Annotated in this window: 23 protein-coding genes; 9 read left to right on the top strand and 14 right to left on the bottom strand. The window is 62.0% G+C overall.

Features of this window, described 5'->3' with window-relative positions:
• Positions 1-84 precede the first annotated feature (84 nt).
• Genes folE2 through C6Y56_RS28740 form a run of 6 tightly spaced genes read left to right on the top strand, consistent with a single transcriptional unit; the run spans position 85 to position 5,297 of the window.
• Positions 85-981, top strand: coding sequence for a GTP cyclohydrolase FolE2 (gene folE2 / locus C6Y56_RS28715; RefSeq protein WP_169432536.1), 897 nt, complete (start codon positions 85-87; stop codon positions 979-981).
• Positions 978-1,646, top strand: a complete 669-nt coding sequence (locus C6Y56_RS28720) for a metal ABC transporter ATP-binding protein (RefSeq protein ID WP_169432537.1) — start codon at positions 978-980, stop codon at positions 1,644-1,646. Before folE2 ends, C6Y56_RS28720 begins: the two co-directional genes overlap by 4 nt.
• On the top strand, positions 1,646-2,512 hold the full coding sequence (locus tag C6Y56_RS28725; RefSeq protein ID WP_169432538.1) for a metal ABC transporter permease: 867 nt from the start codon (positions 1,646-1,648) through the stop codon (positions 2,510-2,512). The genes C6Y56_RS28720 and C6Y56_RS28725 overlap by 1 nt, the downstream gene beginning before the upstream one ends.
• Positions 2,513-2,523: 11 nt before the next feature.
• Positions 2,524-3,399, top strand: a complete 876-nt coding sequence (locus tag C6Y56_RS28730; RefSeq protein WP_169432539.1) for a metal ABC transporter substrate-binding protein — start codon at positions 2,524-2,526, stop codon at positions 3,397-3,399.
• A complete protein-coding gene (locus C6Y56_RS28735) occupies positions 3,396-3,956 on the top strand; it encodes a carbonate dehydratase (RefSeq protein ID WP_169432540.1) in 561 nt (186 codons plus the stop codon). The genes C6Y56_RS28730 and C6Y56_RS28735 overlap by 4 nt, the downstream gene beginning before the upstream one ends.
• Positions 3,957-3,959: 3 nt before the next feature.
• Positions 3,960-5,297 carry a dihydroorotase gene (locus tag C6Y56_RS28740; RefSeq protein ID WP_169432541.1) on the top strand — a complete coding sequence of 446 codons (1,338 nt, stop codon included), beginning with the start codon at positions 3,960-3,962 and terminating at the stop codon, positions 5,295-5,297.
• 37 nt (positions 5,298-5,334) lie between these two features.
• Here the strand turns inward: C6Y56_RS28740 and C6Y56_RS28745 are convergent, their stop codons facing one another.
• Positions 5,335-5,853, bottom strand: coding sequence for a DUF3617 domain-containing protein (locus C6Y56_RS28745; protein ID WP_169432542.1), 519 nt, complete (start codon positions 5,851-5,853; stop codon positions 5,335-5,337).
• A gap of 146 nt (positions 5,854-5,999) precedes the next feature.
• Between C6Y56_RS28745 and cls the strand changes: the two genes are divergently transcribed.
• Positions 6,000-7,439 carry a cardiolipin synthase gene (cls, locus tag C6Y56_RS28750; protein ID WP_169432543.1) on the top strand — a complete coding sequence of 480 codons (1,440 nt, stop codon included), beginning with the start codon at positions 6,000-6,002 and terminating at the stop codon, positions 7,437-7,439.
• Position 7,440: 1 nt separating this feature from the next.
• Here cls and cfaB read toward each other — a convergent pair whose 3' ends face one another.
• The 5 genes from cfaB to hflK (C6Y56_RS28775) all read right to left on the bottom strand — a co-directional run bounded on the left by cfaB (position 7,441) and on the right by hflK (C6Y56_RS28775) (position 14,754).
• Positions 7,441-8,628, bottom strand: a complete 1,188-nt coding sequence (cfaB, locus tag C6Y56_RS28755) for a C17 cyclopropane fatty acid synthase CfaB (RefSeq protein WP_169432544.1) — start codon at positions 8,626-8,628, stop codon at positions 7,441-7,443.
• A 177-nt stretch (positions 8,629-8,805) separates the two neighbouring features.
• Positions 8,806-10,713 carry a heavy metal translocating P-type ATPase gene (locus C6Y56_RS28760; protein WP_169432545.1) on the bottom strand — a complete coding sequence of 636 codons (1,908 nt, stop codon included), beginning with the start codon at positions 10,711-10,713 and terminating at the stop codon, positions 8,806-8,808.
• A complete protein-coding gene (gene hflK / locus C6Y56_RS28765) occupies positions 10,710-11,762 on the bottom strand; it encodes a protease modulator HflK (protein ID WP_169432546.1) in 1,053 nt (350 codons plus the stop codon). Before hflK (C6Y56_RS28765) ends, C6Y56_RS28760 begins: the two co-directional genes overlap by 4 nt.
• On the bottom strand, positions 11,759-12,799 hold the full coding sequence (hflC, locus tag C6Y56_RS28770; protein WP_169432547.1) for a protease modulator HflC: 1,041 nt from the start codon (positions 12,797-12,799) through the stop codon (positions 11,759-11,761). The genes hflK (C6Y56_RS28765) and hflC overlap by 4 nt, the downstream gene beginning before the upstream one ends.
• Positions 12,796-14,754, bottom strand: a complete 1,959-nt coding sequence (hflK, locus tag C6Y56_RS28775; protein ID WP_169432727.1) for a protease modulator HflK — start codon at positions 14,752-14,754, stop codon at positions 12,796-12,798. Before hflK (C6Y56_RS28775) ends, hflC begins: the two co-directional genes overlap by 4 nt.
• A gap of 193 nt (positions 14,755-14,947) precedes the next feature.
• On the opposite strand from hflK (C6Y56_RS28775), the gene lpdA reads away from it, so the two are divergent.
• Positions 14,948-16,348, top strand: coding sequence for a dihydrolipoyl dehydrogenase (gene lpdA, locus C6Y56_RS28780; protein WP_169432548.1), 1,401 nt, complete (start codon positions 14,948-14,950; stop codon positions 16,346-16,348).
• 37 nt (positions 16,349-16,385) lie between these two features.
• Here the strand turns inward: lpdA and C6Y56_RS28785 are convergent, their stop codons facing one another.
• Complete coding sequence (locus C6Y56_RS28785) at positions 16,386-16,859, bottom strand: Lrp/AsnC family transcriptional regulator (RefSeq protein ID WP_169432549.1); 474 nt, start codon at positions 16,857-16,859, stop codon at positions 16,386-16,388.
• Between the two features lie 144 nt (positions 16,860-17,003).
• Here C6Y56_RS28785 and C6Y56_RS28790 point away from each other — a divergent pair, with 144 nt between their 5' ends.
• On the top strand, positions 17,004-17,633 hold the full coding sequence (locus tag C6Y56_RS28790; protein ID WP_169432550.1) for a LysE family translocator: 630 nt from the start codon (positions 17,004-17,006) through the stop codon (positions 17,631-17,633).
• On the opposite strand, the gene C6Y56_RS28795 is transcribed toward C6Y56_RS28790, so the two are convergent.
• From C6Y56_RS28795 to C6Y56_RS28825, 7 genes are read right to left on the bottom strand one after another with little or no spacing between them, the layout of a single operon-like run.
• Positions 17,630-19,768: a hypothetical protein gene (locus C6Y56_RS28795; protein ID WP_169432551.1), complete on the bottom strand. Its 2,139-nt coding sequence runs from the start codon at positions 19,766-19,768 to the stop codon at positions 17,630-17,632. The two genes, C6Y56_RS28790 and C6Y56_RS28795, sit on opposite strands and share 4 nt — an antisense overlap.
• Positions 19,755-20,948: a DUF3142 domain-containing protein gene (locus C6Y56_RS28800; protein ID WP_169432552.1), complete on the bottom strand. Its 1,194-nt coding sequence runs from the start codon at positions 20,946-20,948 to the stop codon at positions 19,755-19,757. The genes C6Y56_RS28795 and C6Y56_RS28800 overlap by 14 nt, the downstream gene beginning before the upstream one ends.
• Before the next feature lie 48 nt (positions 20,949-20,996).
• Positions 20,997-21,815: a class I SAM-dependent methyltransferase gene (locus C6Y56_RS28805; RefSeq protein ID WP_169432553.1), complete on the bottom strand. Its 819-nt coding sequence runs from the start codon at positions 21,813-21,815 to the stop codon at positions 20,997-20,999.
• Positions 21,809-22,963 carry an acyltransferase family protein gene (locus C6Y56_RS28810; protein WP_169432554.1) on the bottom strand — a complete coding sequence of 385 codons (1,155 nt, stop codon included), beginning with the start codon at positions 22,961-22,963 and terminating at the stop codon, positions 21,809-21,811. Before C6Y56_RS28810 ends, C6Y56_RS28805 begins: the two co-directional genes overlap by 7 nt.
• A complete protein-coding gene (locus tag C6Y56_RS28815; protein ID WP_169432555.1) occupies positions 22,960-23,844 on the bottom strand; it encodes a class I SAM-dependent methyltransferase in 885 nt (294 codons plus the stop codon). Before C6Y56_RS28815 ends, C6Y56_RS28810 begins: the two co-directional genes overlap by 4 nt.
• Entirely contained in the window at positions 23,841-25,145 is a 1,305-nt protein-coding gene (locus tag C6Y56_RS28820; protein ID WP_169432556.1) for a glycosyltransferase, read from the bottom strand. The genes C6Y56_RS28815 and C6Y56_RS28820 overlap by 4 nt, the downstream gene beginning before the upstream one ends.
• Positions 25,139-26,725, bottom strand: a complete 1,587-nt coding sequence (locus tag C6Y56_RS28825) for a glycosyltransferase (RefSeq protein WP_169432557.1) — start codon at positions 26,723-26,725, stop codon at positions 25,139-25,141. The genes C6Y56_RS28820 and C6Y56_RS28825 overlap by 7 nt, the downstream gene beginning before the upstream one ends.
• Between the last annotated feature and the right edge of the window lie 40 nt (positions 26,726-26,765).

Consider the following 26,765-nt stretch of genomic DNA (forward strand, 5'->3'; position numbering starts at 1 on the left):
ATGAAAGCCCGTTCATGAAAAAGGCATCGTGATTTGAATTGTTATAATGTAACATCAAATTCAATCAACACGATGGTACTGAACATGAATGCGCTGACGCTGCCGGATATCGCCGCGCAAGCCGCCCGACAGGCCTTGCCGCTTGATTGGGTGGGAATGCGTGGCATCGCTCTACCTGTCTTTATCGAAGGCCAACGCCTGGCAGCAAAAGCCGATGCAGGTGTCAGCCTCGATGACGGCGAAGCCCGTGGCATTCACATGTCACGGTTGTATTTGGCGCTGGAAAGGCTGGAACAAAAAAACCTCACCCCCGCACTTCTGCACCAGGTTTTGCAGCGTTTTCTCGACAGCCATGAAGGCCTGGCCAACAGCGCCTATTTGGATATCCATACCGATTTGCTGCTCAGAAGGCCCGCATTGGTCAGCCCATTGGCAGGATGGAAAACCTATCCGGTGACTATTGCAGCCACTCTGAAAAACACAGTGTTCCACGTGGAACTGAAAATCGAAGTGGCCTATTCCTCGACATGCCCCTGCTCAGCCGCTCTGGCGAGGCAATTGATCCAGCAGCAATTCGTCGACGATTTCGCCAACAAGCCGTTGCAACATGCCGAAGTCCTGGCCTGGCTGGGCTCGACTCAGGGGATCGTCGCAACCCCACACAGCCAACGCAGCACCGCACAACTGCATCTGCACCTGGATGAATTTGTTGATGGTTTACCACTGACCTCGGCAATCAACGACGCCGAAGCGGCCCTGGGCACCGCGGTGCAAACTGCCGTGAAACGCGCCGACGAACAAGCCTTCGCCCTCGCCAACGGCCAGAACCTGATGTTCTGCGAAGACGCCGCTCGCCGCCTGAATCTGGCGTTGCGTCGTTCACCCGGCATCCGCGAGTTCCACCTGCGCGTGATACATGCCGAAAGCCTCCACGCCCACAATGCAGTCGCTGAAAGTCACTGGCGACGGGAGACCGCATGATCCGCCTGCAGTCTCTGAGTTGGGGTGCCCCCGGCCAACCGCTCACGCCGCCGCTGAGCCTTCAACTGGAGAGCGGCAGCATGACCGCCATCATCGGCGTCAACGGCAGCGGTAAAAGCAGCCTGCTAAAAGTCATCGCCGGACTCCAAAGGCCTTTGGCCGGCGCCGTCGCATTGGGTGTTCCTCGCCAAAGCGGTTTGTCTTTCCTCCCCCAACAGCAGCACCTGGATCGACAGTTCCCGATCAGCCTTCAGGAACTGGTTGCCGCCGGTTTCTGGGGACGTCGACTGTCAACGCAATTACGGGCGCAACGCCTCACCCAGGCACTTGAAGATTGGCACTTGAGCGGCCTTGAACAGCGCCCGTTGATGGCACTCTCCGGCGGTGAACTGCAACGTGCCCTGCTCGCTCGCTTGAGCCTGACCGACACGCCGGTGCTCCTGCTCGACGAGCCCCATGCTGCACTGGATGAGTTCGGTCAGGCATTGCTCTGGCAACACCTCCACACCTGGCATGCGCAAGGCCGGACGCTGGTCATGGTGGGCCACGACCTCGCCGCTGTCCGCCAACACATTCCACAAACCCTGCTGATCAAAAACAGCGGCTGCGTGTTCGGCCCCAGTGTCGAACTGATTCAGCAAACACCCAACGTGCAGGTCGCCTGATGCTCAGCGCCACTCATTTCTGGCAACCATTTCTCGAGTTCGTGTTCATGCGCCGGGCACTGCTCGGCGGTTTGCTGCTGGCGTGCAGCACCGCTCCATTAGGCGTGTTCCTGATCCTGCGGCGCATGAGCCTGATCGGCGACGCCGTCGCCCACGGCATCCTTCCCGGTGCGGCGCTGGGCTTCTGGTTTGCCGGCCTGAGTCTACCCGCGCTGACCCTGGGTGGCCTCGGCGCCGGTCTGAGCATGGCCGGACTCGCCGCATGGATCACTCGTCGTACCGGCCTGCGCGAAGACGCCAGCCTCGCGGCGATCTACCCGATCTCTCTGGCCAGCGGCGTGCTGATTCTGGGCATCGCCGGCAAACGGCTCGACCTGCTGCACTTGCTGTTCGGTTCGGCACTGGCGGTCGACGGTCCCACCCTGAACGGAATGTTGGGCGTTTCGCTGCTGAGCCTGATTGCCATGGCGCTGATCTACCGCCCGCTACTGCTCGACACCCTCGATCCGCTGTTTCTGCGCACCGTCAGCCGACTCGGTCCGATCGCCCACGGCGTGTTCCTGACGCTGGTGGTGCTCAACCTGGTCATCGGCTTCCAGGCCATCGGCGCGCTGATGGTGGTCGGACTGATGATGCTGCCCGCCGCCGCTTCACGCTTCTGGAGCCGGCGTCTGCCAATCCTGATCGCCATCGCCGCAGCCATCGGTTGCCTGTCGGTGTGGCTCGGCCTGTTGCTGTCGTTCTACTACTCGCTGCCCAGCGGTCCAGCCATCGTGCTGGTCGCAGGCATCGGTTACCTGTTGTCCGTGGTACTCGGGCCGGTTCACGGCCTGCTGCGCCGCCCGCCCTTGCTCACATCCCAATGAGGTGTTTCCCGATGCGCGCTCTACTTGTGTTGTTCAGCCTGATGCTGTCGATGTCATTGTCGGCGGCGGAAAAACTGCCGGTGGTCACCAGTTTCAGCATCCTTGCCGACATGATGCATCAGGTCGGCGGCGAGCATATCCAGATCACCAACATGGTCGGGCCAGACGCCGATGCCCACACCTACGAACCGACGCCGGACGATGCCAAGGCACTTCTGAAAGCGAAACTGATCGTCAAGAACGGACTGGGTTTCGAGCCATGGCTGGACCGACTGGTGACCAGCACCGACACCAAAGCCACAGTCATCAGCGCCAGCCATGGAGTGATTCCCCGCTCGCTGGATGAGGACGGCGAAACCGTTCCCGACCCTCACGCCTGGCACAACCTGGCCAACACCGAGTTGTATGTCGCCAACATCACCAAGGCACTGATCGCCGCCGACCCGGCGAACAAGGCCGACTACCAACGCAACAGCAAGGCCTACCTGCAACAGATCCATGCCCTCCTCGCCGAAGCCAAGGCCAAGCTCGGTTCACTGCCGCCGGGCAATCGCAAGATCGTCACCAGCCACGATGCCTTCGGTTATCTGGGGCAAGCCTACGGAATCGACTTCATGGCACCGCAAGGCCTGTCCACCGAGCGTGAACCTTCTGCCGCCGAGGTCGCCGCGCTGATCACCCAGATCCGTCAGGCCAAGGTCAAAGCTGTGTTCATGGAAAACATCAAGGACGCGCGCCTGCTCAAACAGATTGCCGACGAAAGCGGCGCGCACATCGGTGGCACGCTGTACTCCGACGCCCTCGCCGCTTCGGGTCCGGCCAGCACGTTCACCGGCCTGTTCGAATACAACCTCAACACTCTTTACGACGCCCTGAGCCAACCATGATCCGCAAAAACCCTTCCGGCGATCTGCCGCAAATTGCCGAGTCTGCCTACGTCGATAAAACCGCAATCATCTGCGGCAAAGTGGTGATCGGCGAAAACGTATTCGTCGGCCCCTACGCGGTCATTCGTGCTGATGAAGTGGACGCCTCGGGCGAGATGGAGCCGATCACCATCGGCGCCAACTCGAACATTCAGGATGGTGTGGTGATTCACTCCAAGTCCGGCGCGGCGGTGACCATCGGCGAGTTCAGCTCCATCGCCCACCGCTCGATCGTGCATGGCCCGTGCAAGGTCGGCGACCGAGTGTTCATCGGCTTCAACAGCGTGCTGTTCAATTGTGTGGTGGGCAATGGTTGCGTGGTGCGACACAACTCGGTGGTCGATGGCCGGGATCTGCCGGATGCGTTCTACGTGCCCTCCACCACCCGCATCGGCCCGGGCACCGACCTCTCGCAATACCCACCGGTGAGCGTCAGCGCTTCGGAGTTTTCCGAAGACGTGGCACGCACCAACGTCGATCTGGTGCGCGGCTACAAGGCCCTGCAGAACGAGTTCTGAACCATGAACAGTGTGCTGATTCGCAATGCACGCCTGGTTGATGACGGGCATGAGTTCTACGCCGATCTGCTGGTCAGCCACGGTCGCATCGTCAAGATCGGCCGCAGCATCTTCGGAGAAAACGCCACACTGGAAATCGACGCCAACGGCCAATGGCTGCTGCCTGGAATGATCGACGACCAGGTACATTTCCGTGAGCCGGGCTCGCCAGCAAAAGGCAGCATCTACACAGAATCCCGCGCAGCCGTGGCCGGTGGCATCACCAGTTTCATGGACATGCCCAACACCAACCCGGCCACCCTCACCCTCGAAGCGCTGGCCGACAAAAAACGTCGGGCAGCGATCAACTCGGTGGCCAACTACGGCTTTCACTTCGGCGTCAGTCACGACAACCTGGACACTGTCGCGGCGCTCAATCCAAGTGAAGTGGCCGGGGTCAAAGTGTTCATGGGGGCGTCGACCGGCAACCTGCTGGTTGATGACCCCAAAACACTGGAGCGATTGTTCGCCGAGGTGCCGACGATCCTGCTGGCCCATTGCGAACACACGCCGAGCATCGAGGCCAACACCGTCAGATTGCGCGAGCAGTTCGGTGAACATCTCCCTCCCGACGCCCATGCGCTGATCCGTAATGCCGAGGCTTGCTATCGCTCTTCTTCACTGGCGGTGGAACTCGCCAAACGCCATGGGACTCGCCTGCACGTGCTGCACCTGACCACCGCCCGGGAGCTGGAGCTGTTCGAAAACAAACCTCTGGCACACAAACGCATCACGGCGGAAGTCTGCCTGCATCACCTGCTGTTCGATGACCGCGACTACCCGGACCTCGGCAACCAGATCAAATGCAACCCGGCGATCAAAAGCCAGGCTGATCGCGATGCCCTGCGTCTGGCCTTGTCGAGCAATCGACTGGACGTGATCGGCAGCGATCACGCCCCGCATACCTGGGCGGAGAAACAGCTGTCATATGCCCAGGCACCGTCTGGTCTGCCACTGGTGCAACAGGCGTTGCCGGCGTTGTTGGAGCTGGTGGCAGATGGCGTGCTGCCGATCACCACGCTGGTGGCGAAGACCAGTCACCGGGTGGCGGATCTGTTTGCCATTCCGGATCGCGGTTATTTGAGGGAGGGTTATTGGGCGGATCTGGTATTGATTCAGCCGGAGCCCGAGGGTGTCGCGGTATCACGACAACCGATTCTGTCGCAGTGCGGGTGGACGCCATTTGCCCGTCGCAGCTTTCGCCACCGGGTGAGTACGACGCTGGTGTCGGGACAGGTTGCGTGGCACGACAACCGGCTGCATGACGGATGCCAGGGATTGCCGCTGCGATTCATGCGCTAAAAAAAGCCCCCACAATATTGTGGGGGCGGTTCGATGTTCAGGCTCTTGGTTTGACGGTGCCGCAGTCCTGACCCAGCCACACGGCACGGGTTTCCAGACTGCCCTTCTGGTTGATCCCGATGGCATTGAACGTGCCGTTGGCAATGGTGGTGAACTCACGGTCGCTGACGAACGTAGCCACACCGTTGCCAGACGCTCGCGGGCAACTGAAACGGAATTTCCACTGGTTACCGTTGCGCTCGGTGATCTGCTGTTTGCACCCCGACTGCGGGTCAGCCAAGGGAATATCATTGGTCGCCACTTGCTGCGGCGTCAGGCAGGCACGAATACCCTTGCCACCGATGTTGATGCCTTGCTTCTCCAGCTGCGCCCGTTGTTGCGGGGTGATCTGGCCCTGAATCTGGCCGAGGATCGATTGCACGTCCATGGCCTGATCATCGACCTTCACATTGCTCGATGTCATTTCCCACAACCCCGGCTGCAGCATTTGCGCCTGAGCCACCAACGGCAAGGCCAACCCCAGACCCAGCGCCAAACCCAGCAGACGAACGTTCATTGCAAAACTCCTGATCAGTAGTGGCCGTTAGACGCCGGCCGCTTGTTTCGGTTCATGGCCTGCTTTCATGGCTAAAAAGAAAATAGCGACAACCGCAAAGGAACATGGTCTGTTAAGCATTGAATCTTCAGGAGCAAGGTTGCCCCATGGATTATTTTGGACCGCATATCTTCGGTTATCTGATCGCGCTGATACATAGCCTGGGCACAATTGCCGCCATCCATGCGGTGCTGACCGTCCGCACGGCGCAAGGCGCGATCGCCTGGGCGCTGTCGCTGATCTTCATTCCCTATCTCACCCTCATCCCCTATCTGGTGTTCGGTCGAAGCACCTTCGACGGTTATATCAAGGCCCGACGTCAGGCCAACGAACAAATGCGCCAGGCCGTTTCCGAACTGAACTGGCGGCCCTGGGTAGAAGAAGCCCTGACCGCTCGCGCCTCCAATGCCTACGACTCATTGCGGGCGATGCCGAAGCTCGGCCGCATGCCGTGTCTGGCCAACAATGAAGTGCAATTGCTGATCAACGGCACCGCCACCTTCGAAGCGATTTTCCACGCAATCAGCCAGGCACGGGAAGCTGTGCTGATTCAGTTTTTCATCATTCACGACGATCGCCTCGGCCAGCGCCTGCACGAACTGCTGCTGAAGAAAGCCGCCGAAGGAGTCGCGATTCATCTGCTGTACGACCGCATTGGCAGCCATGCCCTGCCCCACAGCTACGTGCAGGCACTTCGCGATGGCGGGGTCGAGGTGAAGGCATTCGCCACCCGCAGCGGCTGGCTCAATCGCTTCCAGGTGAATTTTCGCAACCATCGCAAGATTGTCGTGGTCGACGGAATGATCGGCTTCGTTGGCGGGCACAACGTCGGCGACGAATACATGGGCGAAAAACCACCTCTGGCGCCATGGCGCGACACCCACGTTCAGGTGCGCGGGCCGGTGGTCGCCTGCATGCAGGAGTCATTTGCCGAAGACTGGTTCTGGGCTGCCCGTACACTGCCCCCGCTGATCCTGCCGGAGGTGTACCCGGAAGACGGCGTGCTCTGCCAGTTGCTCGCCAGCGGCCCGGCGGATGCCTACGAAACCTGCTCACTGTTTTTCGTCGAAGCCATCCATGCCGCGACTGAACGCGTGTGGATTACCAGCCCTTACTTCATCCCCGACGAAGCCGTTTTCGCTGCGCTGCGCCTCGCCGTCCTGCGCGGTGTCGATGTGCGGTTGCTGCTGCCGTCGCGTCCTGATCACCGCATCGTCTACGCCGCATCGAGCCTTTATGCGTTCGAAGCGGTGCGCGCCGGGGTGCGGGTGTTCCGCTACGAACCGGGTTTCCTGCATCAGAAAGTGGTGTTGGTCGACAACGAAATCAGCGCCATCGGCAGCGCCAATCTGGACAACCGTTCTTTCCGGTTGAATTTCGAGGTGATGTTGCTGACGGTCGACAGCGAATTTGCCGGCCACGTGGAACAGATGCTCAACGAAGACTTCGCCCAAGCCTGTGAAATCGCCAAGGAAGAAGGCCGGGAAATCCACCGCCTGCAACAACTCGGCATGCGGATCGCCCGGCTGATTTCACCGATTCTCTAGCTCAAGGGTTGTAGATGTCGTCGCGGGTCCACGGCAGTTCATGGCTGCCATCGGCGTGGGCCTTCACCGCGAGGATCTGGTGCAGATTGATCCAGCCCCGGGCAAACGCGTAGGCGCATCCGGCCAGGTACAGACGCCAGATACGCAAAGCCTGATCTGGTACCAGCTTCGCGGCGGCTTCGAGATTGTCCTCCAGACGTTCGCTCCAGTGGTCCAGGGTGCGCGCGTAATGCAGACGCAGGCTCTCGACATCGACGATCTCCAGACCGGCCTCGCTGATCTGGGCCGAGATCATCGCCAGGTGCGGCAGCTCGCCGTTGGGGAACACGTATTTCTCGATGAAGTCCCCGGCACCGCGTCCCACCGGACGGCCATCGGTGTGCTTGGCGGTGATGCCGTGGTTCATCACCAGACCGCCCTCTTTCACCGCGCCGAACAGGGTTTTGCAGTACTCGGCCAGGTTGGCGTGGCCCACATGCTCGAACATGCCGACGCTGACCACTTTGTCGAACCGACCGTCCTGCGGCAGATCGCGGTAATCGAGCAGTTGCAGTTCGATCTGGTCTTCCAGGCCTTCAGCTTTGACGCGCTCCCGAGCCAGGGCCAACTGCTCCTTGCTCAGGGTGATACCAAAGACTTTGGCACCGAACTCACGGGCGGCGTAACGCGCCAGGCCGCCCCAGCCGCAGCCGACATCCAGCAGGTAGTCGCCCGGTTGCAAACGCAGCTTGCGACACAGATGCCGGAATTTGGCCTGCTGGGCCTGTTCGAGGGATTCGCTGCCAGTTTCGAAATAGGCGCAGGAGTACGCCATGTCGCTGTCCAGCCATAGCTGGTAGAACGCGTTGGACAGGTCGTAGTGATAAGAGATGGCCTTGGCGTCGGTTTCCTTGTCGTGGAGCGTGCGCACTGGCTGACTGTCTTCGTCCTCATCGAGCAGCGCGGAGCTCAGCTCATCGCACACCCGGATGACCTCGCTGATCGAACCCTCGAGTTCGAGTTTGCCCTCAACGAACGCCGCCCCCAGCGCGTCGAGACTTGGATGGGTCAACTGGGACACCATCAACGGGTCCTTGACCACGATGGTGACGCTGGGCGTCGGGCCCAGATTGAATTCATGGCCGTCCCAGAGTCGCAGGCGAAGCGGAAGCTGCAGATTCTGTAAGGCCGGTGGAAGTTGCGCGAGCATGGAATATCCCCCTGGTTTCAGACGTCTGATCTGAGGGTAGACCATCCTTGAAAATTAGCAGGCTATCGATTCAATAGTCGCCGCCTATGAGCCGAAATGGCTTTAACGTCACTGATCTCCCTGCTTCAGTGCGCCTTCTCAAATGACTGCAAGAGAGGCGCACAGTTCGAAAAATGATCAGTTCTGTTCGGTGAGTTTCAGCAGCGGCTCCTGAAACCGCAGCAAGCGGCCAGCGTTGCCCAACACCAGCAACGTGCTGAGGTTGTGCAGCAGCGCCGCGATCATCGCCCCGGCCGCGCCCAGCCAGCCGAACGCGGCGAACACGACGATGGCCAGCGTCCAGCCCAGACCGATGATCACGTTCACTTGAAGCGTGCGCCGGCATTGGCGACTCAGACGCACACAGGTGCCGAGCCGGCGCAGGTCGCTGCCGATCAGCACGATGTCGGCGGACGCCAGCGCAATGTCCGCACCGCCCGCTCCCATCGCAACACCTACCACCCCGGCCTTGAGTGCCAGCGAATCGTTGATGCCGTCGCCGACCACCATCGGCCGGAAACCGTTGTCGATTTCCTTCAGCACCCGATTGAGTTTGTCTTCAGGCAACGCCTGAGCTTCGACTTCATGCAGGCCGACATCACGCGCCAGGGTGTGCGCCACGCTCTGACGGTCGCCGGTCAGCAACAGTTGCCGACCGAGGCCCAGCTCGCGCAGTTCGCTCAAGGCGAATCGTGCTTCCGGTTTGACGCTGTCAGCCAGCAACAGCCAGGCGAGAAATTCACCATTCAAGGCTAGCCCGGCAATCGGGCCGTCGTGATCGGGAATCGATGTGGTCGGGATACCCAGTTGCGCAAACAACTCTGGGCGACCGAGGGCCGCTTCACCCTGCTCGGTCTTGGCCACCACACCCAATCCTTGCCGTTCGTGAATGTCGGTCAGCACCAGCACGTTGTCCGCGTGGACCAGACCGGCCAGTGCTCGACTGACCGGGTGACTGCTCGCAGCACCAAGGCTGGCGGCCAGTGCCATCACCGAATCGTGATCCGCCTGCGCGCTGTTGATCGACTGCAAACGCAACGTGCCGTAAGTCAGAGTTCCGGTCTTGTCCACCACCAGCGAAGTAAGGTCGGCCAGTTCTTCGAGAAAAGCCGAACTGCGGATCAGAATCCCGTGACGCGCCGCAACCGCCACACCGGCAATCGCCGTGGCCGGTGCCGACAACACCAGTGCACACGGACAGGCTGCGACCAGCACTGCCAGCATCGCCTGCGCATCGTTGGTGACAAACCAGGTCACCGCCGCCAACAGCAACACCAGCACCATATAGCTGCCGGCATAACGTTCCAGCAGCCGGGTGATCGGTGGTTTGGAACGCTCGGCGTTCTGCATCAGGGCGATGACCTTGCCCAGGGTCGATTCATCGCCGGTGCGGGTCACCTCGATACGCAGCAGCCCATCGAGGTTGATCGCCCCGCCGAAAACCGTCATTCCGACACCCGCCTCGACCGGCACCGACTCACCGGTGATCGAGGCGGTGTCGAGGCTGGCCTGACCGGACAACACGCGACCGTCCGCCGGGATCCGATCGCCGGCGCGGACTTCAACGGTGTCGCCGGCCTTGAGCGTGCCGTTATCGACTTCGATCACGGTGCCGTCCGCCTGGATTTTCCGTGCATGACTGCGAGTGAGCTGGCCCAGGGCATGAATCGCTTCCTGCGAGCCGATCACACTGCGTTCCTCCAGCACATGGCCGAAGATCATGATGATCGGCAACAGCGCGGCGGTCAGCAGATCACCAGTGGCCCAGGCACCGAGCATCGCCAATGCGATCAACTGGTCGGTGATGCCGTGCAGGCTCGGATAACGCAGGCTGAACCACGCCGAACGCATCACCGGCACCGCCACCAGCAAAGAAGCAAAACCCAACAGCAACTGACTGACCCCGGTTTGTTCCGGCATCAACCAGCGCCAGATCAGGCCAAGCCCGAGCAGGCCAAGGGCGAGCATCGCCAGGGTCAACTGGCGCGCAGCGCGACGTTGCTCGGCCGAGGACAACAGACTCGGTGCGGCGGTAGTGGCGGTCATTTACTGGCTCCCTGAATGATCAGGCGGGAATCGTCTTTCGGATCGACCGTGGTGACCGAACCGGCCTGGCCGAGAATCTTCGGTATCCGTTCGCGGTATAGGCGCAGCAGCATTTGCGGGTCGGTGCTCTGTTGCCGGGCCAGACTCAATACAGTGGCGGTATCGGCGGACGCTTTGGCCAGGCGTTCACCGGCCTGGGCATGGGCGACCTGCAAGGTGCGGTCGGCCAGTTCGTTGGCCGTCTGGGTGATTTTTTCAGCATCGGTGCGGGCATTGGCCACCGCTTTGTCAGCCTGTTGGCTGGCTGTCAGCACGGCATTGAACGCACCGACGGCCGGCTCGGGCAGACTTGATTGCACATCGACCCGCGCCACTTCGATACCGATGCCCTGCCCGCTTGCCTTCAATTCAGCCAAGCGACGATTGATGCCTTGCACCAGATCCCCGCGCAAGCGCTCGCGTCGTTCGGCGGCTTGATTGTCAGCGCCGATCAACTCCGGACGCGCCACCAGAATGGTGTCCAGATCCCGCGCCGCTGTCAGGGCCACCGCGCTGCGAGTCACCAATCGATCCAGCGCCGGCAACACATGGTCGCCTTGCAGCACGAAGTCATAGGGATCGGTGACCTTGTAAAACACCCGCACGTCCAGCTGCACCACACCGGCATCACCGGTGAGCAAATAGCCGGAACCGGCCAATGCATCGCTTATTGGCGTGGCGAATGTGGCGACGCGATCCGCCTGTATTGCAGCTGGACTGCGCAGCAAGTTTTCCACGCGACGTTCGATGACCCGATCTGCCGCCGGCAGCAAAACGACCTGTTCGAACGGCTGCGGCCAGGCCAATAACAACCCGGCATTCTGGATGCGATCCAGCGCACCGAAATGCATGACCACCGCACGATTTTGCGGATCGATCTGCCGCACATTGGAAAACGCCCAGGCCAACGCCGCCAGCACCGTCACTGCGTACAGGGCAAAAAACGCCAGACGTCCCGCCTGAATCCAGGGACTGTTCAACGAATTTGTTCCACGTGGAACCTCACTCATGGCTGCGTTCCGGTCTTGCTGTCCAGATTCGGCGGGCCGTCCACCAGCACGCGGAATGGCGCGGCATCAGTGCGCAGGATCAACTTCGTATCTGGCGTGACGATAGTGCCGAGGGTGTCCAGTGAGCGCAGCAAGTTGTACAGCTGCGGCGATCCGGCATAAGCACGACCATAAATCTGTGCGGCTTCGACCCGCGATTGCGCCTCGATTTCCGCCGCTTTCACGGTCGCGTCAGCCTGCACAATTCGGGCATCACGCTCGGCGCCGGAGCGAATCTGCGCAGCTTCACGCTTGCCAATTGCAGTGCGTTCAGTGGCGATGGTTTCACGCTCGGCGCGCATCCGGTCAACCGTCGCGGTGAGAGTCACTGATGGCAAGGTCAACCGCTCGATGCCCACTTGCACCACGCGTACGCCGTAAGTGGCGAGCAATTGCTGATCAATCTGCTGACGCAACTGCGCTTCGAAGTCGGCGATATGCACCTGGTTGGCATCGGTGTTGACCAGATTGGCCAGGTCGAAACTGCTGGCGGTGGTCTCCAGCGCCGAGCCGACAAAGGTGCGAATCTGCCGCGCCGCTTCGTCCGGCTGATTCTGTACTGCGCGCATGAACCGTTGGACGTTGTCCGCATCGCCCTGCACCTGCCACGCGACATACGCCTGCACGATGATGCGCAAACCGTCACGGGTGCCGACGTCCTGCAAGCCACTCGATGTCGTACGCAAACGCAGGTCCACCGGGATTGCCGCTTCGAACGGCGCCGGCCAGCGCCAACTCAGACCGGGCTCCAGCAAAACCCGGGACGGGTTGCCGAAGCGGGTGATGACGGTGGCTTCACCGGAGCGCACCTGCACCAGGCTTGCCGCTGCGATGGCGAACGCCACGAGCAACACTGCCCAGCCCATGCGTCGCCACGGGAAAGGCCCCGCCTCTTCCGGCGCCCCATGATGATGGTGATGCCCGTGATGGTGGTGGCCGCCATAAGCATGGTCGTGACCGCTGTGGTCATGGTGATCGTGAGTATGCGACTGGCTCAATGGGTGGCTCCTGGTTGAGCGGTGGTGCGCGCCGGCGTCGGGTCAGCCGGCAGCGTGAACGTACGCAGGTCGATGGTCGGCGCGTTGCTGCTGCCGCCCAGACGATGGTCGAGCACCAACAGTTTGGCTTTGCCCAGCCCCTGACTGAGCTGGCTGAGGTATTGCTCCAGCACGAAGGCCTGACCGGCGCTGGCGTAGGCTTTTTGCTCGGCGCTGAATTTCAGATCCGCCGCGCGGGCGGTCGAGCCGGTTTCGTGGGCATTGGCAGTGGCTTGGTCGCGAGCGAGGCTGGCCTGCAATTGCGCCTGATTGCTCGCTTCGGCCGCCGCCCCACGCTCGCGAGAGATCAACGCCTGGGCGCCAATCTGCGCCGCTTGCACGCTGTGATAAGCGTTGGCCGCACCGGCGGGTGGATGGATCGCTTCGACCACAGTGGCGAGAATTTCCACACCACTGTCGAGTTTCTGCAGATCGCTTTGCACCGCGCGGCCTATCTCGTCAGCCAGCCCAACCCTGTCCTGCCCCAGCAAACCGTCGAGGGTGCGCGATGCAAAATCGTGGACCAGAATCCGGCTCGCGGTGCTGCGGATCAGCGTCGGCACATCCGCGCTGTTATACGTCGCGGCCAACGCCGCCTGATCGCTGAGGCCGATGCGGTAGACGAAACGCACGTCCATATTGACGATCTGGAAGCTCTGTTGCTCGCCACGGCTGCTGGCGATGACCTGGGATTTATCGTTGACGTGGCTGGCATCCCACAAGCGGTTGGCGGTGATCGGGGCCGGACCTTCCGCCGGATCCGGCTGAACCGGCGCCGGGTTCTCGCCGACGCTGGTCGCCAATTCATGCACCACGCCATTCTCCACGCTCAACACCCGGCCCAACGGCCAGGGCAGACCGGCATGCAAACCCGGGCCGAACACCTGCACCGGTTTGCCGAAGCGCTCATAGATCCCACGGCTTTGCAGCGGGACTTCATGAATGCCGGTGAGCAACCAGCCCACCGTCGCCACCAGCACCAATACCGGCAAGAATGCGCGGCGCATGTAACTGAAGGCCCAGATCTGCCGCAGATCGATACCGAAGCGGTTGTGCAATTCGTGCTGCAAGGCGAGCAACGGTTGCGGTGTCCAGCGCAGCAGATCGGCGACGAAACTGCGGGCCAGCAGCACCGGTTCAAGTTGTTCGCGGCGCGGACTGAACAGCGACAACACGGCACGCAGCAGCAACTCCGCCGCGACCAGCCCCGGCAGGATGCCGATCAGCACCGCCAGCCGCACGGGCCACACCGAATTCTCGCTGGCAAACAGCAAGCACAACGCGCCCAGCACCAGGCTGATGATGGTCACGCGCGTTAGTTGCGCCAGCGCGCCGGCCTCGGGCCATTGCGCCGGGTTTTCCTGAGCCAGTTGCCGCTCCAGCACCAGCAGGCCGAACGCCAGCAACAGCGCAATCGCCGCGCCGACGGAGGCGGACAAGCCCACGGCAGTCGGTTGCAGCGTGAGATTCCACACCTGCTCGATGCCAAGCAACGCCAGCAGCGCCAGAGCGCCCAGCCACAATGTCGCTGCACCGATCTGCCCCAGTACATGCAGGCTGCGGCGGCTCAGCCGATCCAGCAGTCGCTCGTACCAGCCATCCGGCCCGGGCGTTTCTTCCTCGACGGTAACCGGCACCACCGGGTTGATCACCCGCGCCCGCCAATCGGCCACCCACCACGCCGATTGCAGCCCGGCGACCAGCACCAGCAACGCCGCGCTCTGATTGACCAACAGCGCCGGCCACAACGATTGCGAGGCGAACAGGCCAACAAAAAACGCCAGCACCACTTCGGCCACGGCCAACCCGCCAAGTCCAATGGCCAACCGGCGCAATCGGCGACCCTGGGCCGCCGCCTGCTGAAAGCGCGGCAAACCGGTCACTTGCGTGCCATCAACGTCCAGATCGACTTGCATATCCCCCCAAAAACCTCGGCTCACTGCACAACTCGTTACGATATAACGAAATCCGTGAAATATTTGTACTCAATTTCACATTCAAAGATGCCCAACCTGTCGCGTTCCTGAAGCCTTGACCGAAATGTCCGGAAACGCACATATTACGTACGTAATTTTTAGCGATCCGCATTCTTCAGCCAGGAGTAAGCGCATGAGCAACTATGACGTAGTGATTCTGGGCGGTGGGCCCGGCGGTTATAACGCAGCGATCCGCGCCGGCCAGTTGGGCCTGAAGGCCGCGTGTGTGGAAGGCCGTGCCACGCTGGGCGGCACCTGCCTCAACGTCGGTTGCATGCCGTCCAAGGCGTTGTTGCACGCGTCCGAACTGTACGATGCGGCGATGGGGGCGGAGTTCGCCAACCTCGGCATCGAGGTCAAACCGACGCTCAACCTCGCGCAAATGATGAAACAGAAGGACGAAAGCGTCACCGGCCTGACCAAAGGCATCGAATTCCTGTTCCGCAAGAACAAGGTCGACTGGATCAAGGGCTGGGGCCACATTGACGGTCCCGGCAAAGTCAGCGTGACCGGCGATCAGGGCAGCCGGATCGAACTGACCGCTACCGACATCGTCATCGCCACGGGTTCCGAGCCCACTCCCCTGCCCGGCGTGGCGATCGACAACCAGCGCATTCTCGACTCCACCGGCGCGTTGTCCTTGAGCGAAGTGCCCAAACATCTGGTGGTGATCGGTGCCGGCGTCATCGGCCTGGAACTGGGATCGGTCTGGCGGCGGCTCGGGGCGCAGGTGACGGTGGTGGAATACCTCGACCGCATCTGCCCCGGCGTGGACGGCGAAGCCGGCAAGACTTTGCAACGTTCACTGAGCAAACAGGGCATCACCTTCAAACTGAGTTCAAAAGTCACCAGCGCCACGTCCTCGGCCAGCGGCGTACAACTGAGCATCGAACCGGCAGCCGGCGGCGCCGCCGAACGGCTGGAAGCCGATTACGTGCTGGTCGCCATCGGCCGTCGCCCTTACACCCAAGGTCTGGGGCTGGAGAACGTCGGCCTGAGCACCGACAAACGCGGCATGCTCACCAACAAACACCATCGCACCGAGGCTCCTGGCGTGTGGGTGATCGGCGATGTCACGTCAGGGCCGATGCTGGCGCACAAGGCTGAAGACGAAGCCATGGCCTGCATCGAGCAGATCGTCGGCAAGGCGGGCGAGGTCAACTACAACCTGATCCCCAACGTGATCTACACCCGACCGGAACTGGCCAGCGTCGGCAAGACCGAGGAGCAGCTCAAGGCCGAAGGCCGGGCCTACAAGGTCGGCAAATTCCCGTTCACTGCCAACAGCCGGGCGAAGATCAATCACGAAACCGAAGGCTTTGCCAAAGTCCTCGCCGACGCGCACACCGACGAAGTCCTCGGCGTGCATCTGGTCGGCCCGAGCGTCAGTGAGATGATCGGTGAGTATTGCGTGGCCATGGAGTTCAGCGCATCGGCCGAGGATATTGCCCTGACCTGCCACCCCCACCCGACCCGTTCCGAGGCGCTGCGTCAGGCGGCCATGAATGTCGAAGGCATGGCGACGCAGATGTAAGCACTTCGCGCAGACTTCCCGCGCAATGCGGGAAGTATCAGGACGGCAAATGCCCCAGCGGCAACGCGCCCGGGGTCTTCACCGTGTGAATCGCAAAATTGCTGCGGATGTCGCTTACCCCCGGCAACTTCAGCAGGCAACCGGTGAGGAAACGGTCATAGGCACGCAAGTCCGGTACCACCACTTGCAGCAGAAAATCCGATTCCCCGGAGACCAGAAACGCCGAAATCACCTCTGGCAATGCTGTCACTGCGTGATGAAACGCCTCGGCCTGTTCATCGTTGTGGCGCTCGACCTTGACCCCGACGAACACCGTCAGCCCCAGCCCCACCTCGTCACGGTCCAGGTTCGCCTGATAACCGCGAATCACCCCGGCCTCTTCCAGCATGCGCACCCGGCGCAGGCACGGCGAGGCGGACAACCCGATCTCGTCCGCCAGTTGCACATTGCTCAGACGCCCGTCTCGTTGCAGCGCGGCGAGAATCTTGCGATCGAAGGCGTCGAGTTTCATGGTTGGCAGATCCTGATGGTGTAACGGCAAAAAGAAAGCAGGTTATGCCAATCCGCGTGGTTATTGAAGCGAACTACGCAAGCACCTGCCCTGCCCCTCAGTCATAGACTGATTGCACCGAATCGACAACGAAAGGGGTGCGACATGGCGAGTCTCTGGCTGTTTTTCCTGGCTTTGGCGGTGGTCTATCTGCTGCCCGGCCCGGACATGATCCTGCTGTTGCAGACCGGTGCCCGCCAGGGTCGCGGCGCAGCACTTGCCACGGCGGTGGGTCTGGCCGTCGCCCGAGCCTGTCATGTAGCGCTCGCGGCGCTGGGGCTGGCGGCGCTGTTCAAGGCGGCGCCGTGGACGTTCGATGCCGTGCGAATGGCCGGGGCGGCGTACCTGCTGTGGATCGGCATCCAGTGCCTGCGCACCACGCTGCTGCCGGATCTGAACGCCGGGACCGTAACGGACAGCCAGGGTCAGTGGCGCGCAGCGATCCGTCGTGGCCTGCTGACCAACCTGCTCAACCCGAAAGCCTTGTTGTTCTGCTCGGTACTGCTGCCACAGTTCATCGTGGCGAATGGCGCGCCGGTGCTGACGCAGTTTGCGGTGCTCGGCGCGATGCTGGTGGCCGCAGGATTGCTGTTCGACAGCGCCTATGCCCTGCTCGGCACGGTATTGGGCCGCTGGCTGAAACACAGCCCGACGGCCCAACGGGTGCAGCAGTGGTTGTTCGGCAGCCTGTTGATCGGCTTCGCCGTGCGCCTGACGTTCGTCCAGCAGGCTTAGGCTTTGCGAGCCTTGCGCTGGCGCCGGGTAATCATCAACACGGCCACGGCGGTGAACACGACAATCGCACCGATCTGCACCGGCCACTTGTACGGCCGCAGTGTCGAACGCACCGAGTCGGTCACCTGAGTGACATAGCGCTTGTCGGCGTTTTCAAAATCCGGGTACGGGCACTGATGGCCAAAATCCACCGCCCACGGAACGTAAGGCCCTTCATCGACATAGCGCTTGTACAACGCGCTCTGCTCTTCCAGGCTGCTGTTCCAACCGGCGGCCGAGCACAGCACGGCAGCGAACGCCTGACTGGTGTGCGGCAGGTTATCCGCCGCACGACTGGCCAACGCCGTGGCAACGAAACGGTAGTGATAACGTTCATCCGGCTGCGCTTCACTGGCCTTCTGGCGTTGCACCTCGGCTTCGCTCACCAGCGGCCCGACTTTCAGTTCGGTGGTTTCCAGGCTGTAGTTGCCGCCGAAGGTCGCGTAATCCGGGGCCATTTCGTAGCCCAGGATGTCCATGCCCCACTCGCGGGCCGTCCACGCGGCATTGAACAGCGCACTGGCACGCTTGGTCGGCCACCATGCCGAATCGGCCTTCAGGCGTTGTTCGCCGTAGAGCCGGGCCTTGTTCTGCAGATCGGCATTATCGAAGTAACCGACCGCTTCTTCGTAGTGCCCTTCACGCAGCAAACGCCGACCCAGCAGATTGCGCAGGCTTGCGGCGACCGGCAGCGGCACGTAATTGTCGCGATCCTGCTGACTCAGCGCAGGTGGCGCCGGCACATTGGTATCGACATAGTTTTTCAGTTCCTCGACCGTCAGCACTCGCTCCGCCACGGTCGCAGCGTCAAACCAATAAATAGCCTTGCTGCGATACAACTGGTCGAAAGCCTGCAGATACTCACCCCGTTGCAGCGCAAGAATCGCGCTTTCACCCTCGACCCGGCACTTGGGTTGCAGGGTTTCGAGATTCCAGTCGGCCGTGCGCCGCTCGCCCCAGGATTCGTCCTGCGGGAACGCCTGCGCGGCTTTGGCATAAGCCGCTGCAGCGGCGTTTTTATCGCCGTCACGCACCGCCAGTTTCGCCCGCAGCCACCACGCCAGACCGCCGTCGCCTGCATGTTCGAGGAACGCCTTGGCGCTGGCGTAATCGCCCTGTTGATAATTCATGGCCGCCAGGCGATCGGCGTTGTCGAGGCTGCCGCGAGTACTTTCCTGCAAAGCCTTGATCAGCTTTTTCTGATTCGGCGGCTCATCGCCGAACGACCAGCCGATCCGGCTGATCAGCGAGGCCGTCACCAGTTGCTGCACCGCTTTGCCGCGCAGCAACTTTTCAAGTCTGTCTTCAGGCTCTTCGGCCAGGTCGTTCATCAACAGCTTCAACGAGGTGTAGCCGACGTTCGAGCCATGCAGGTTTTGCGTGGCATAGAGCTCGATGGCCTTGTCCCAACTGCCCGCCGTGCGCAGCGCTCGTGCTTCTTCGCCGAGGCTGGCCACGCCAAGCTCCAGCGGATCGCTGAAACCGTCGATGCTCAGTTGCCGCGTCTGGCGGAAGGCCTCGATGGCGTTTTCCAACGCCTGGAGTGCATCACCCGCCTCGCTGCTCATGGCAAAGAAAGCCCGGCCCAGCGAATACGCGGCCCAGGTGCTGCGCAACGCCCGCTGATCGGCCGGCAACGCCAGCAACTGACGGAAATACTCGACAGCCAATTGATGGTCGCCGGCGCCGAACGCCACGGCGCCCGCCACATACAAACGCAGTTCCGCCGGCAGGCTCGCGCCCTGCACCTCGACCTGACGGGCATCGGTCAGGCTGCGCAGTTGTTTGACCAGCGCTTGCTGTTCAGGCGTCAGGCCGATCTGCTCGGCCTTTTCGCGCACCTCGGCAAGCTCTGGCGCCTCGGCGTAGATGTCATCCGGATTGTGGGTGGCGGCGGTGACGTTCTTGAGCCCCGCAATGGTTTTGCCGAGGCGACTGATCTCGAACTTGAAGTTGCCCTCCGGCAGTTCCGCCAGCGATTGCCCGCGATCGTCGAGCAGACGCATCGGGAAATCAGGGCCGCAGGCCAGTGCCGATCCCAGCGGCAGGCTGAGGCTCAGGCAAAGCAGGTGGCGGGGCCAGTTACGGGTCAACATGCGAGCCTCCTTGATCAATATTTGCGCAACGTGCCCAACCGATCGCACGTTGCCCGCCCGCCGGCAATCGGCCGTCGCGCAAGCGGGTGAAGGTAAGCAGATCCGCGGTCTGTTGCAATGCATAACCGGCGAGCGCGTCGGCGCCTTCGCAACCCCGGGCTTTGACGGTGATGCGAGTGGGCCAGGCGCTGTCGAGGTTACCGACGTTACGCAGGGCGATGTCTTGCAGGCCGTTCTGTTCGGTGAACGTCAGGCCGAGCTGACTGCTCAACGCATCGCCTCGGGCGACCGCCTGCAGCGTGCTCAGACTCCAGGCCCTGCGGTCGCTGGCCAGCGGCAGGCGAAACCAGATCAGACCGGCCAGATGTGCCGGGCGATCCTCGCGAAGTTCAATGGCCAGCCGGCTCAGTTGCTGCGGATCGGCGAGCAACTCGCGTCGCTCGCCGCTGCGTTCCAGTGTGACTTCACTCTCCACCACCGGAGCGCCACCGGCGTCCGGCAACAGCGCCACACCGTAGGCGGGCAACGCCAGGTAGAACGGTTGTTCGGTCACCCGCCCCCAGGCCCTGGCCCAGCGTTGTGCCTGCTCGGCGTCGAACAGACCGCGACGGGGGTCACTGACGGCATGCACCTGCAACACACTGCTGTCGACAGCCGCCAACAGCGCCGGCAATTGCGGGCTGTCTAGCCAGGCGGGTAACGCGGTGATGCTCAAGGGCAGGTTGGCCGGCAATGCGGCGCGCAAATGAATGAGGAAATCGGTGTAGGCCGGCAATCGGGCATTGCCGGCGTCATGGTCGATCTCGACGCCGCTCGGGGTCAGTCCCTGCCCTTGCCAGTCGGCGAGCACCTGAAGGATCTGCGCCGTGACGGCTTGCTGGTCGAGCGCCTTGAGCTGACCGTCGAGACGAATCACCGCAATCAGCGGCCGGGCATCCTGCTTGAGCAGTGCGTAATCGACTCGCGCCCGATTCCACCCGGCATTCGGGAAGGCTTGCAGCGCCAGCACCCGAAGCGTCGAGAAGTCGCCATGACTGTCCTTCAGGGCGATTTCATGGGCCGGCGTCCATTGCCGTTGCCAGACGTAGAGTTGCTGATCGAGCGGCACGGCGTCCTGGCGTTCACAACCATAGAGCAGCAACATCGCCACCACGGCTGACCACCCGATAAAAAAGCGCATACCTTGCAGATCCCTGAGACATCAGGCTGCAAGGTTACACAAAAGCGCTCAGGGCTTGCGGGCGATGATCACCTGACTTTTCGCCACCACCGCATCCAGCGCCTGCTTGATCTGCGCGCCGCGCGGCGAATCGAGCACCGCTTGCCAGGTATCGGCCCAATGGTTGAGCAGCGGATGGTCCGGGTTGCTGAATTCGACCTTGGCTTCCCAGAACAGCATCATCCACATCGACCAGTAAAAACCGTACTGGCTATGGCTGATGATCTCCAGCCCTGCCTCGCTGACCATGGCCTTGAACTGCTCTTCACTGATGATGCGAATGTGGTTGGGCTTCTGGAAATACTCCGGTGCCGCGATGTCTTTCTGCAAATCTTCGGAACTGGGGTGCGGCACGCTCAGCAGGTACAGCGCGCCCGACTGGCCGACACGCACCAGTTCGGCGAGAAACTGTGCCGGGTCGTCGACGTGCTCGATGACTTCAGTAGACACCACGCGCGTGGCGGTGCCATCGGCAATCGGCAGCGGGTTGCAGTCGGTGACGTGACACTCGACGCCACGGGCCGGCGTGTCGCTCAAGCGCTGGCGGGTCGCTTCGACCTTGGCACCGTCGATGTCGGCGATGATGATCTTCGCCCCGCGCATGCCGCAGAAATGTACGTTGCCACCGTCGCCACAACCGACATCGAGCAACGTGTCATCGGCGGTCACCGGGAAGCCTTTGAACAGCTCGCCGGTCTCCTGGTTGAACCAGCCACTGAGCATTGCATCGTGCAGGCCGAGCATGTACGGATCGACCTTGTCGGCAGCAGGCTGCGCGGCTGCCGGGACAGGCGTCGGTGCTGTGAGTTTCTTCAAAAGGCTCAGCATGAGGTGGCTCCAGAGGATGGGACGGCGTTGCGCGATATACCGAGACCCCGCACCAGGGCGGCGCCGCGATTGCGCATCGGCATTTCGATGAAACGATAATTCAGCTCGCTGAGCAGCACGATCAGGCCACCGGCAATCAGCAGCGTCACGACCGGATGCCCCGCCGGGCTCGGCAGACCGGCACTCTGCAAACGGAAGATCAGTTCCCGCACCAGTTGATAGGCCGGGATGTGGATCAGATAGATGCCGTAGGAGCGGCTGCCGATCCATGCCATCAGCCGCTGCACTCTGCCGGCCGGCAACAGGTAATCGCGGTTGTACGATGCGATCCACACCAGCAGCGCGCCGAGCACGGCAATCGAGCCGATCCGGTAAGAGGCGAAGGTGAAACGGTCGGTGGCCATGTAGCTCAACAGCAGCGCCAGCACGATCAGCGCAGTCACACCGGCCCACGGATGACGCAGGAAGGTCGGCTCCCATCGCCGCCAGGACGGCTGCACGCTCCACATCGCCAGCAACACGCCGAGGGCCAGCGCATCGGTACGGATCACCATCAACAGCGGCGTGCGCAAGGTGAACAATTGCACCGCGACCAGCGCCAGCAACGCCCAGACCAGATGCTTGCGGCACACCAGAATCAGCAGCGGGAACAGCAGATAGAACTGCTCTTCCAGCGACAGGCTCCAGTACACGAAGCTGCTGCCGTACTCGTAATGAAAAAAGCTGTCGGCAAAACGGAAATTGGCGTACTGCAATACACCGGCCAGCGTCGCTTGCAGGTTGGCGTGCAGCGTACCGAAAGCCCCGGAGCGATTGAGAAACACACATGCGAGCAGCATCAGCGCCAGCCATAACCAGGCCGACGGCAACAGACGGAAGGCCCGGCGCAACCAAAAGTTACGCGTCTGTTCCCAGTATTGCTGGCGAGTCGAACAGCCTCGCAGCGCCGGGATCAGGCTACGGGCGATGACAAATCCGGAAATGGCAAAAAACAGGTCAACGCCCCACCACGGCTGTGCCCAGGCATGAACCCTTTCAAGCAGCGGCACCGGATCGGTGAACAGGCTTCCCTGCAGGTGATGAAACAGCACGCCGAGCACGGCGACCGCGCGCAGGACTTCGATGTCCATGATGCGCTTGCCGCTCATGACACACGCCCTGCATCGAGCGGTTTACGGGCAATGATCACCTGACTCTTGGGCATGAACCGGTCCAGCATCTGCTTGATCGCCAATCCGTCGGGCTGCGCCAGCAAGTCCTGCCAGGTTCTGGCCCAGCCTTCCATCAGGGGTGGATACGGCGCCTGGATCCGGTCGCGCACGGCACCGCCGAGATCACGTCCGGCAGCACGTTCGCTGGCCCAGAAAAAGATCATGCCCATGACCCAGAAAAATCCCGTGGCCTGGCGATGCTCGATCACCAGACCGGCGTCCTCCACCAGTGCCGCGAAACGTTCCGGGGTAAAAATCTGCACGTGGTTGGGTGACTGGTAATAACTGGCCGGGGCGATTCCCTGCTGCAAATGCTCACCCACCGGTGCCGGCACACTGAGCAGGTACAACGCTCCGGGACGCCCCATGCGCACCAGTTCGGCCATGAACGGTTCGGGCTGGTCGATGTGCTCCAGTACTTCCATGCACACCACCTTGCTTGCACAACCATCGCTCAGCGGCAGCGGCAGGCTGTTGCTGACCAGACCGAGACTGGGTTTACGGCTCTGCGCTTCGACTTGCCGGGCGAGGTCATGCACCTTGTCGTGTTCGCTGTCGGTGAAGATCACCGAGGCGCCCTGGCGCACGGCGAACAATGTCGCCACGCCCTCACCGCAACCCACGTCGAGCAGGGTGTCGTCCGCACCGATGGCAAAGCCCTTGAGCAACTCGCCACTGTCGCCGTGAAACCAGCCGTCGAGCATCGCATCGTGCAACCCGACGTCCCGCGGCGACACGCTGACAGCCTTCGGTTCAGGTGCAGAGACCGGCACCGATCGCATGACCGGACGCAAGCGCCTCAGTAATGCGCGGATCATGTGCCTGTGGCTTCCGTTGCAGCGACAGCGCGGAGCTCGTGCACTTGAGCGAGAAAATCGCGCAAACGCTGCTCGGCCAACGCCTGACTGCAGAACGCCTGGAGACTGGCAACGGCTTGCGCCGACATTTGCGCATAACGCCCGGGATCGTTCTTCGCCACCTCATAGCTGTCGCGATAGGCCACGCAGACCGATGCCCAGTTGGTCATGTAGCGCAAAGTGCGGAACGCCTTGCGCGGATCGTGGGGCCAGGCAGTCAGTTCATCGGTGGACTCGACCAGGAACGCGTTGTCGGTGCTCAGGTAATCGATCATCGCCGTGGTACGCGGTGCTACGGCCGGCTTGCCGCAGGACATGAATTCCATCAGGGGCAGGCACTGGCCTTCACCGTAGGAAGTGTTCACCACGTACCGGGTGGCCTGCACCAGACGTTCGTAGTCCGCGTCCGCGAGGTAGCCATAAATCAGCACGATGCGGCAGCGGTAGGACTGGTTTTTGTACAGGTGATGAAGAATGTCGCTGAGGGCTTCTTCTGCATCGTGGTGGGTGAGTTTGAGGACCAGCGTCGCGTCTTCGATGTCGCGGAACGTCACGCAGAATGCGCTGAGCATGTCTTCCCAGTTCTTGCGTCCGTCGCCGGGATTGAACACCGACGTGTAGACGACACCGTCCAGCAACAACGCCTGCTCGCACACCGGCGCCTGGAAATCGATGCCCTGGCCACGACGCAGATGCTTAGGGCCGAAGGCGTCGAGATCGAGCTTGCGACTGTCGGCCACCAGCCCCTTGATGGTCAGGCGCACCGGCCCCGTCGAATGCTGCCCCTGAAGCTGCGCGCCCCGGGCCGCGAAGCGATCCCACACCGGCGCCGGGACAGCAACAATCGGGTAATCGGCGCCCATGGCCTCGCGCACGGCGTTGACCGTGTAACTGGAATGGGTGATCGCCGCGCCGCAGGCCCGGAGCACCGTGCGCCAGTCATTGCGCGGCTCGTTGTCGAAGGGCTCGTTGGGGATGGTGCTGAATTCCCAGGCGAACACCGGCAGCGTCGGGCACGCCAGATGGATTGGCGTGCGGTGCGGCGGCGAGAACGACAGAAACACGCACGGTTCGCCATGCGCCAGGCATTCCAGATACAGCGCATCGACTTCCCGGGCCGGGTCCACTACTTCCACCACGCGCCCGAGACGCTCGAGCACCGGGCGGTATTCCTTGAGCACGAAGTAATAGCTGTACTCCGAACGGCCCAGGTTTTGCGCGATGGTGTGCTGGTTGGTTTCCGAATGAATGATGATCAGCATGAGGCGTTGTCCGTCACGGGCGCAGATTCAGCGGCCCCTGGCTCGAGGCCGAAAAAGTCCGCCATGCGCTGCTGCACCGGGGCAAACGCGCAGTAGTCGTGCATGCGTTCGACAGCGGCGGCAGACATCCGCGCGTAATCCTGCGGCTGCGCCGTGGCCATCCGGTAGCTGTTTTCGTAAGCGCTTTTGAGCGACGCCCAGTCCGGTCGATAGCGCAGGGTGCGGTAGATGATGCGGGTGTCCTGGGGCCAGATCGTCAGCTCTTCGCTGGACTGGACGACGAAGGCCACGGTGTCATCGATGTAGTCTTCCATCGCCGTGTGATCCGGCGCGATCACCGGTTTGCCGCTGGACATGAACTCCATCAGCGGCAGGCAAAGGCCTTCGCAGCGTGAAGCGTTGACGTAGAAACTGGCGGCCCGGTAGAGCCGCGCGTATTGCGCATCGTCCAGATAACCGTGCATCACCAGCACCCGGCAGGCGAACGGCGTCAGTTGCGCAAGCAAGGTCATCAGTTCGCTGTAGTAGGACGCCAGATCGTTCTGGGTGATCTTCAGCACCAGCGTCGCATCAGGTGTTTGGCGAAAGGCCCAGCAGAACGCGGTGATCAGATGGTGCCAGTTCTTGCGACCGTCTCTGGGGTTGAATACGGTGACGTAAATCACCCCATCGACCGTGGCTTCAGCCACCCCCGAGGTGTCCGGCAGGTCCGGTGGCGGCGGCTCGGCCACGGGCACGGCATGGGGGCCGGCAATGTTCGGCAGGCGTCGCTCGAGCCAGGCATGGACTTTGTCCGGCACCAGGTCGCGCAATCCTTCCCAGTACCCGTGATGCAAATATTTCACCCGGGCGATGGGCTCAGGTTGATCGCTCGGGTTCAGCACCCACAGGCGCAGGTAATGGCGGGCAATCACCAGGCGCCGTTTGAACGTCAGCGGTGGCGGGCGCAGCGCCTCGATCTCGGCCAGCTGCTCGGCAGTCAGCGGCTTGGGCAACAGATCATCGGCGCAAAGGCCCAGCGTCCTGCTGTCGAAAATGCAGCCCTTGATCGCCAGCGTCGTACCGGAATTGATCGGCGCACTGACATGCCCTTCACGAACAGCGGCAAAGCTTTCCCACAGCGGGGTTGGCAGCACCAGCACCGGAAACGCTTCACCCATGGCGCGGCGGATTGCCCGGGCAGTATGGCTCGACAGCGTGATGACCCGTCCATGTCGGGCAAGCATCTGCGTCCAGTCATGGCGCGAATCACCGTCCCACGACTCGTCGGGAATCGTATCGAACTCCCATGCGATGACGCAGATCGTCGGACACTCGATATCGGTCGGGGTATTTTGCGGCGGCGTGAACGACAGGAACACGCTGCGCTCACCGGCAGCGAGCAACTGCCGATAGAGCGGATCGATCTCGGCGGTGGTGGACACCACATGCACCCGACCCAGGCTTTCAAGCACCGGGCGATAGGCCTTGAGCACGAAGTAATAGCTGTATTCGGGACGCCCGAGACTCTGGCTGATGGAGCGATCGTTGACGTCCGAGTAGAGAATGAAATTCATGGCATCCCAAGGTGCGACCGCCATCCCGGCAGCCTCACGCTATAACGGCCAGGCGTTGGATCGA

It is taken from the genome of Pseudomonas fluorescens (assembly GCF_012974785.1).
GTDB classification, from domain to species: Bacteria; Pseudomonadota; Gammaproteobacteria; order Pseudomonadales; family Pseudomonadaceae; genus Aquipseudomonas; species Aquipseudomonas fluorescens_BT.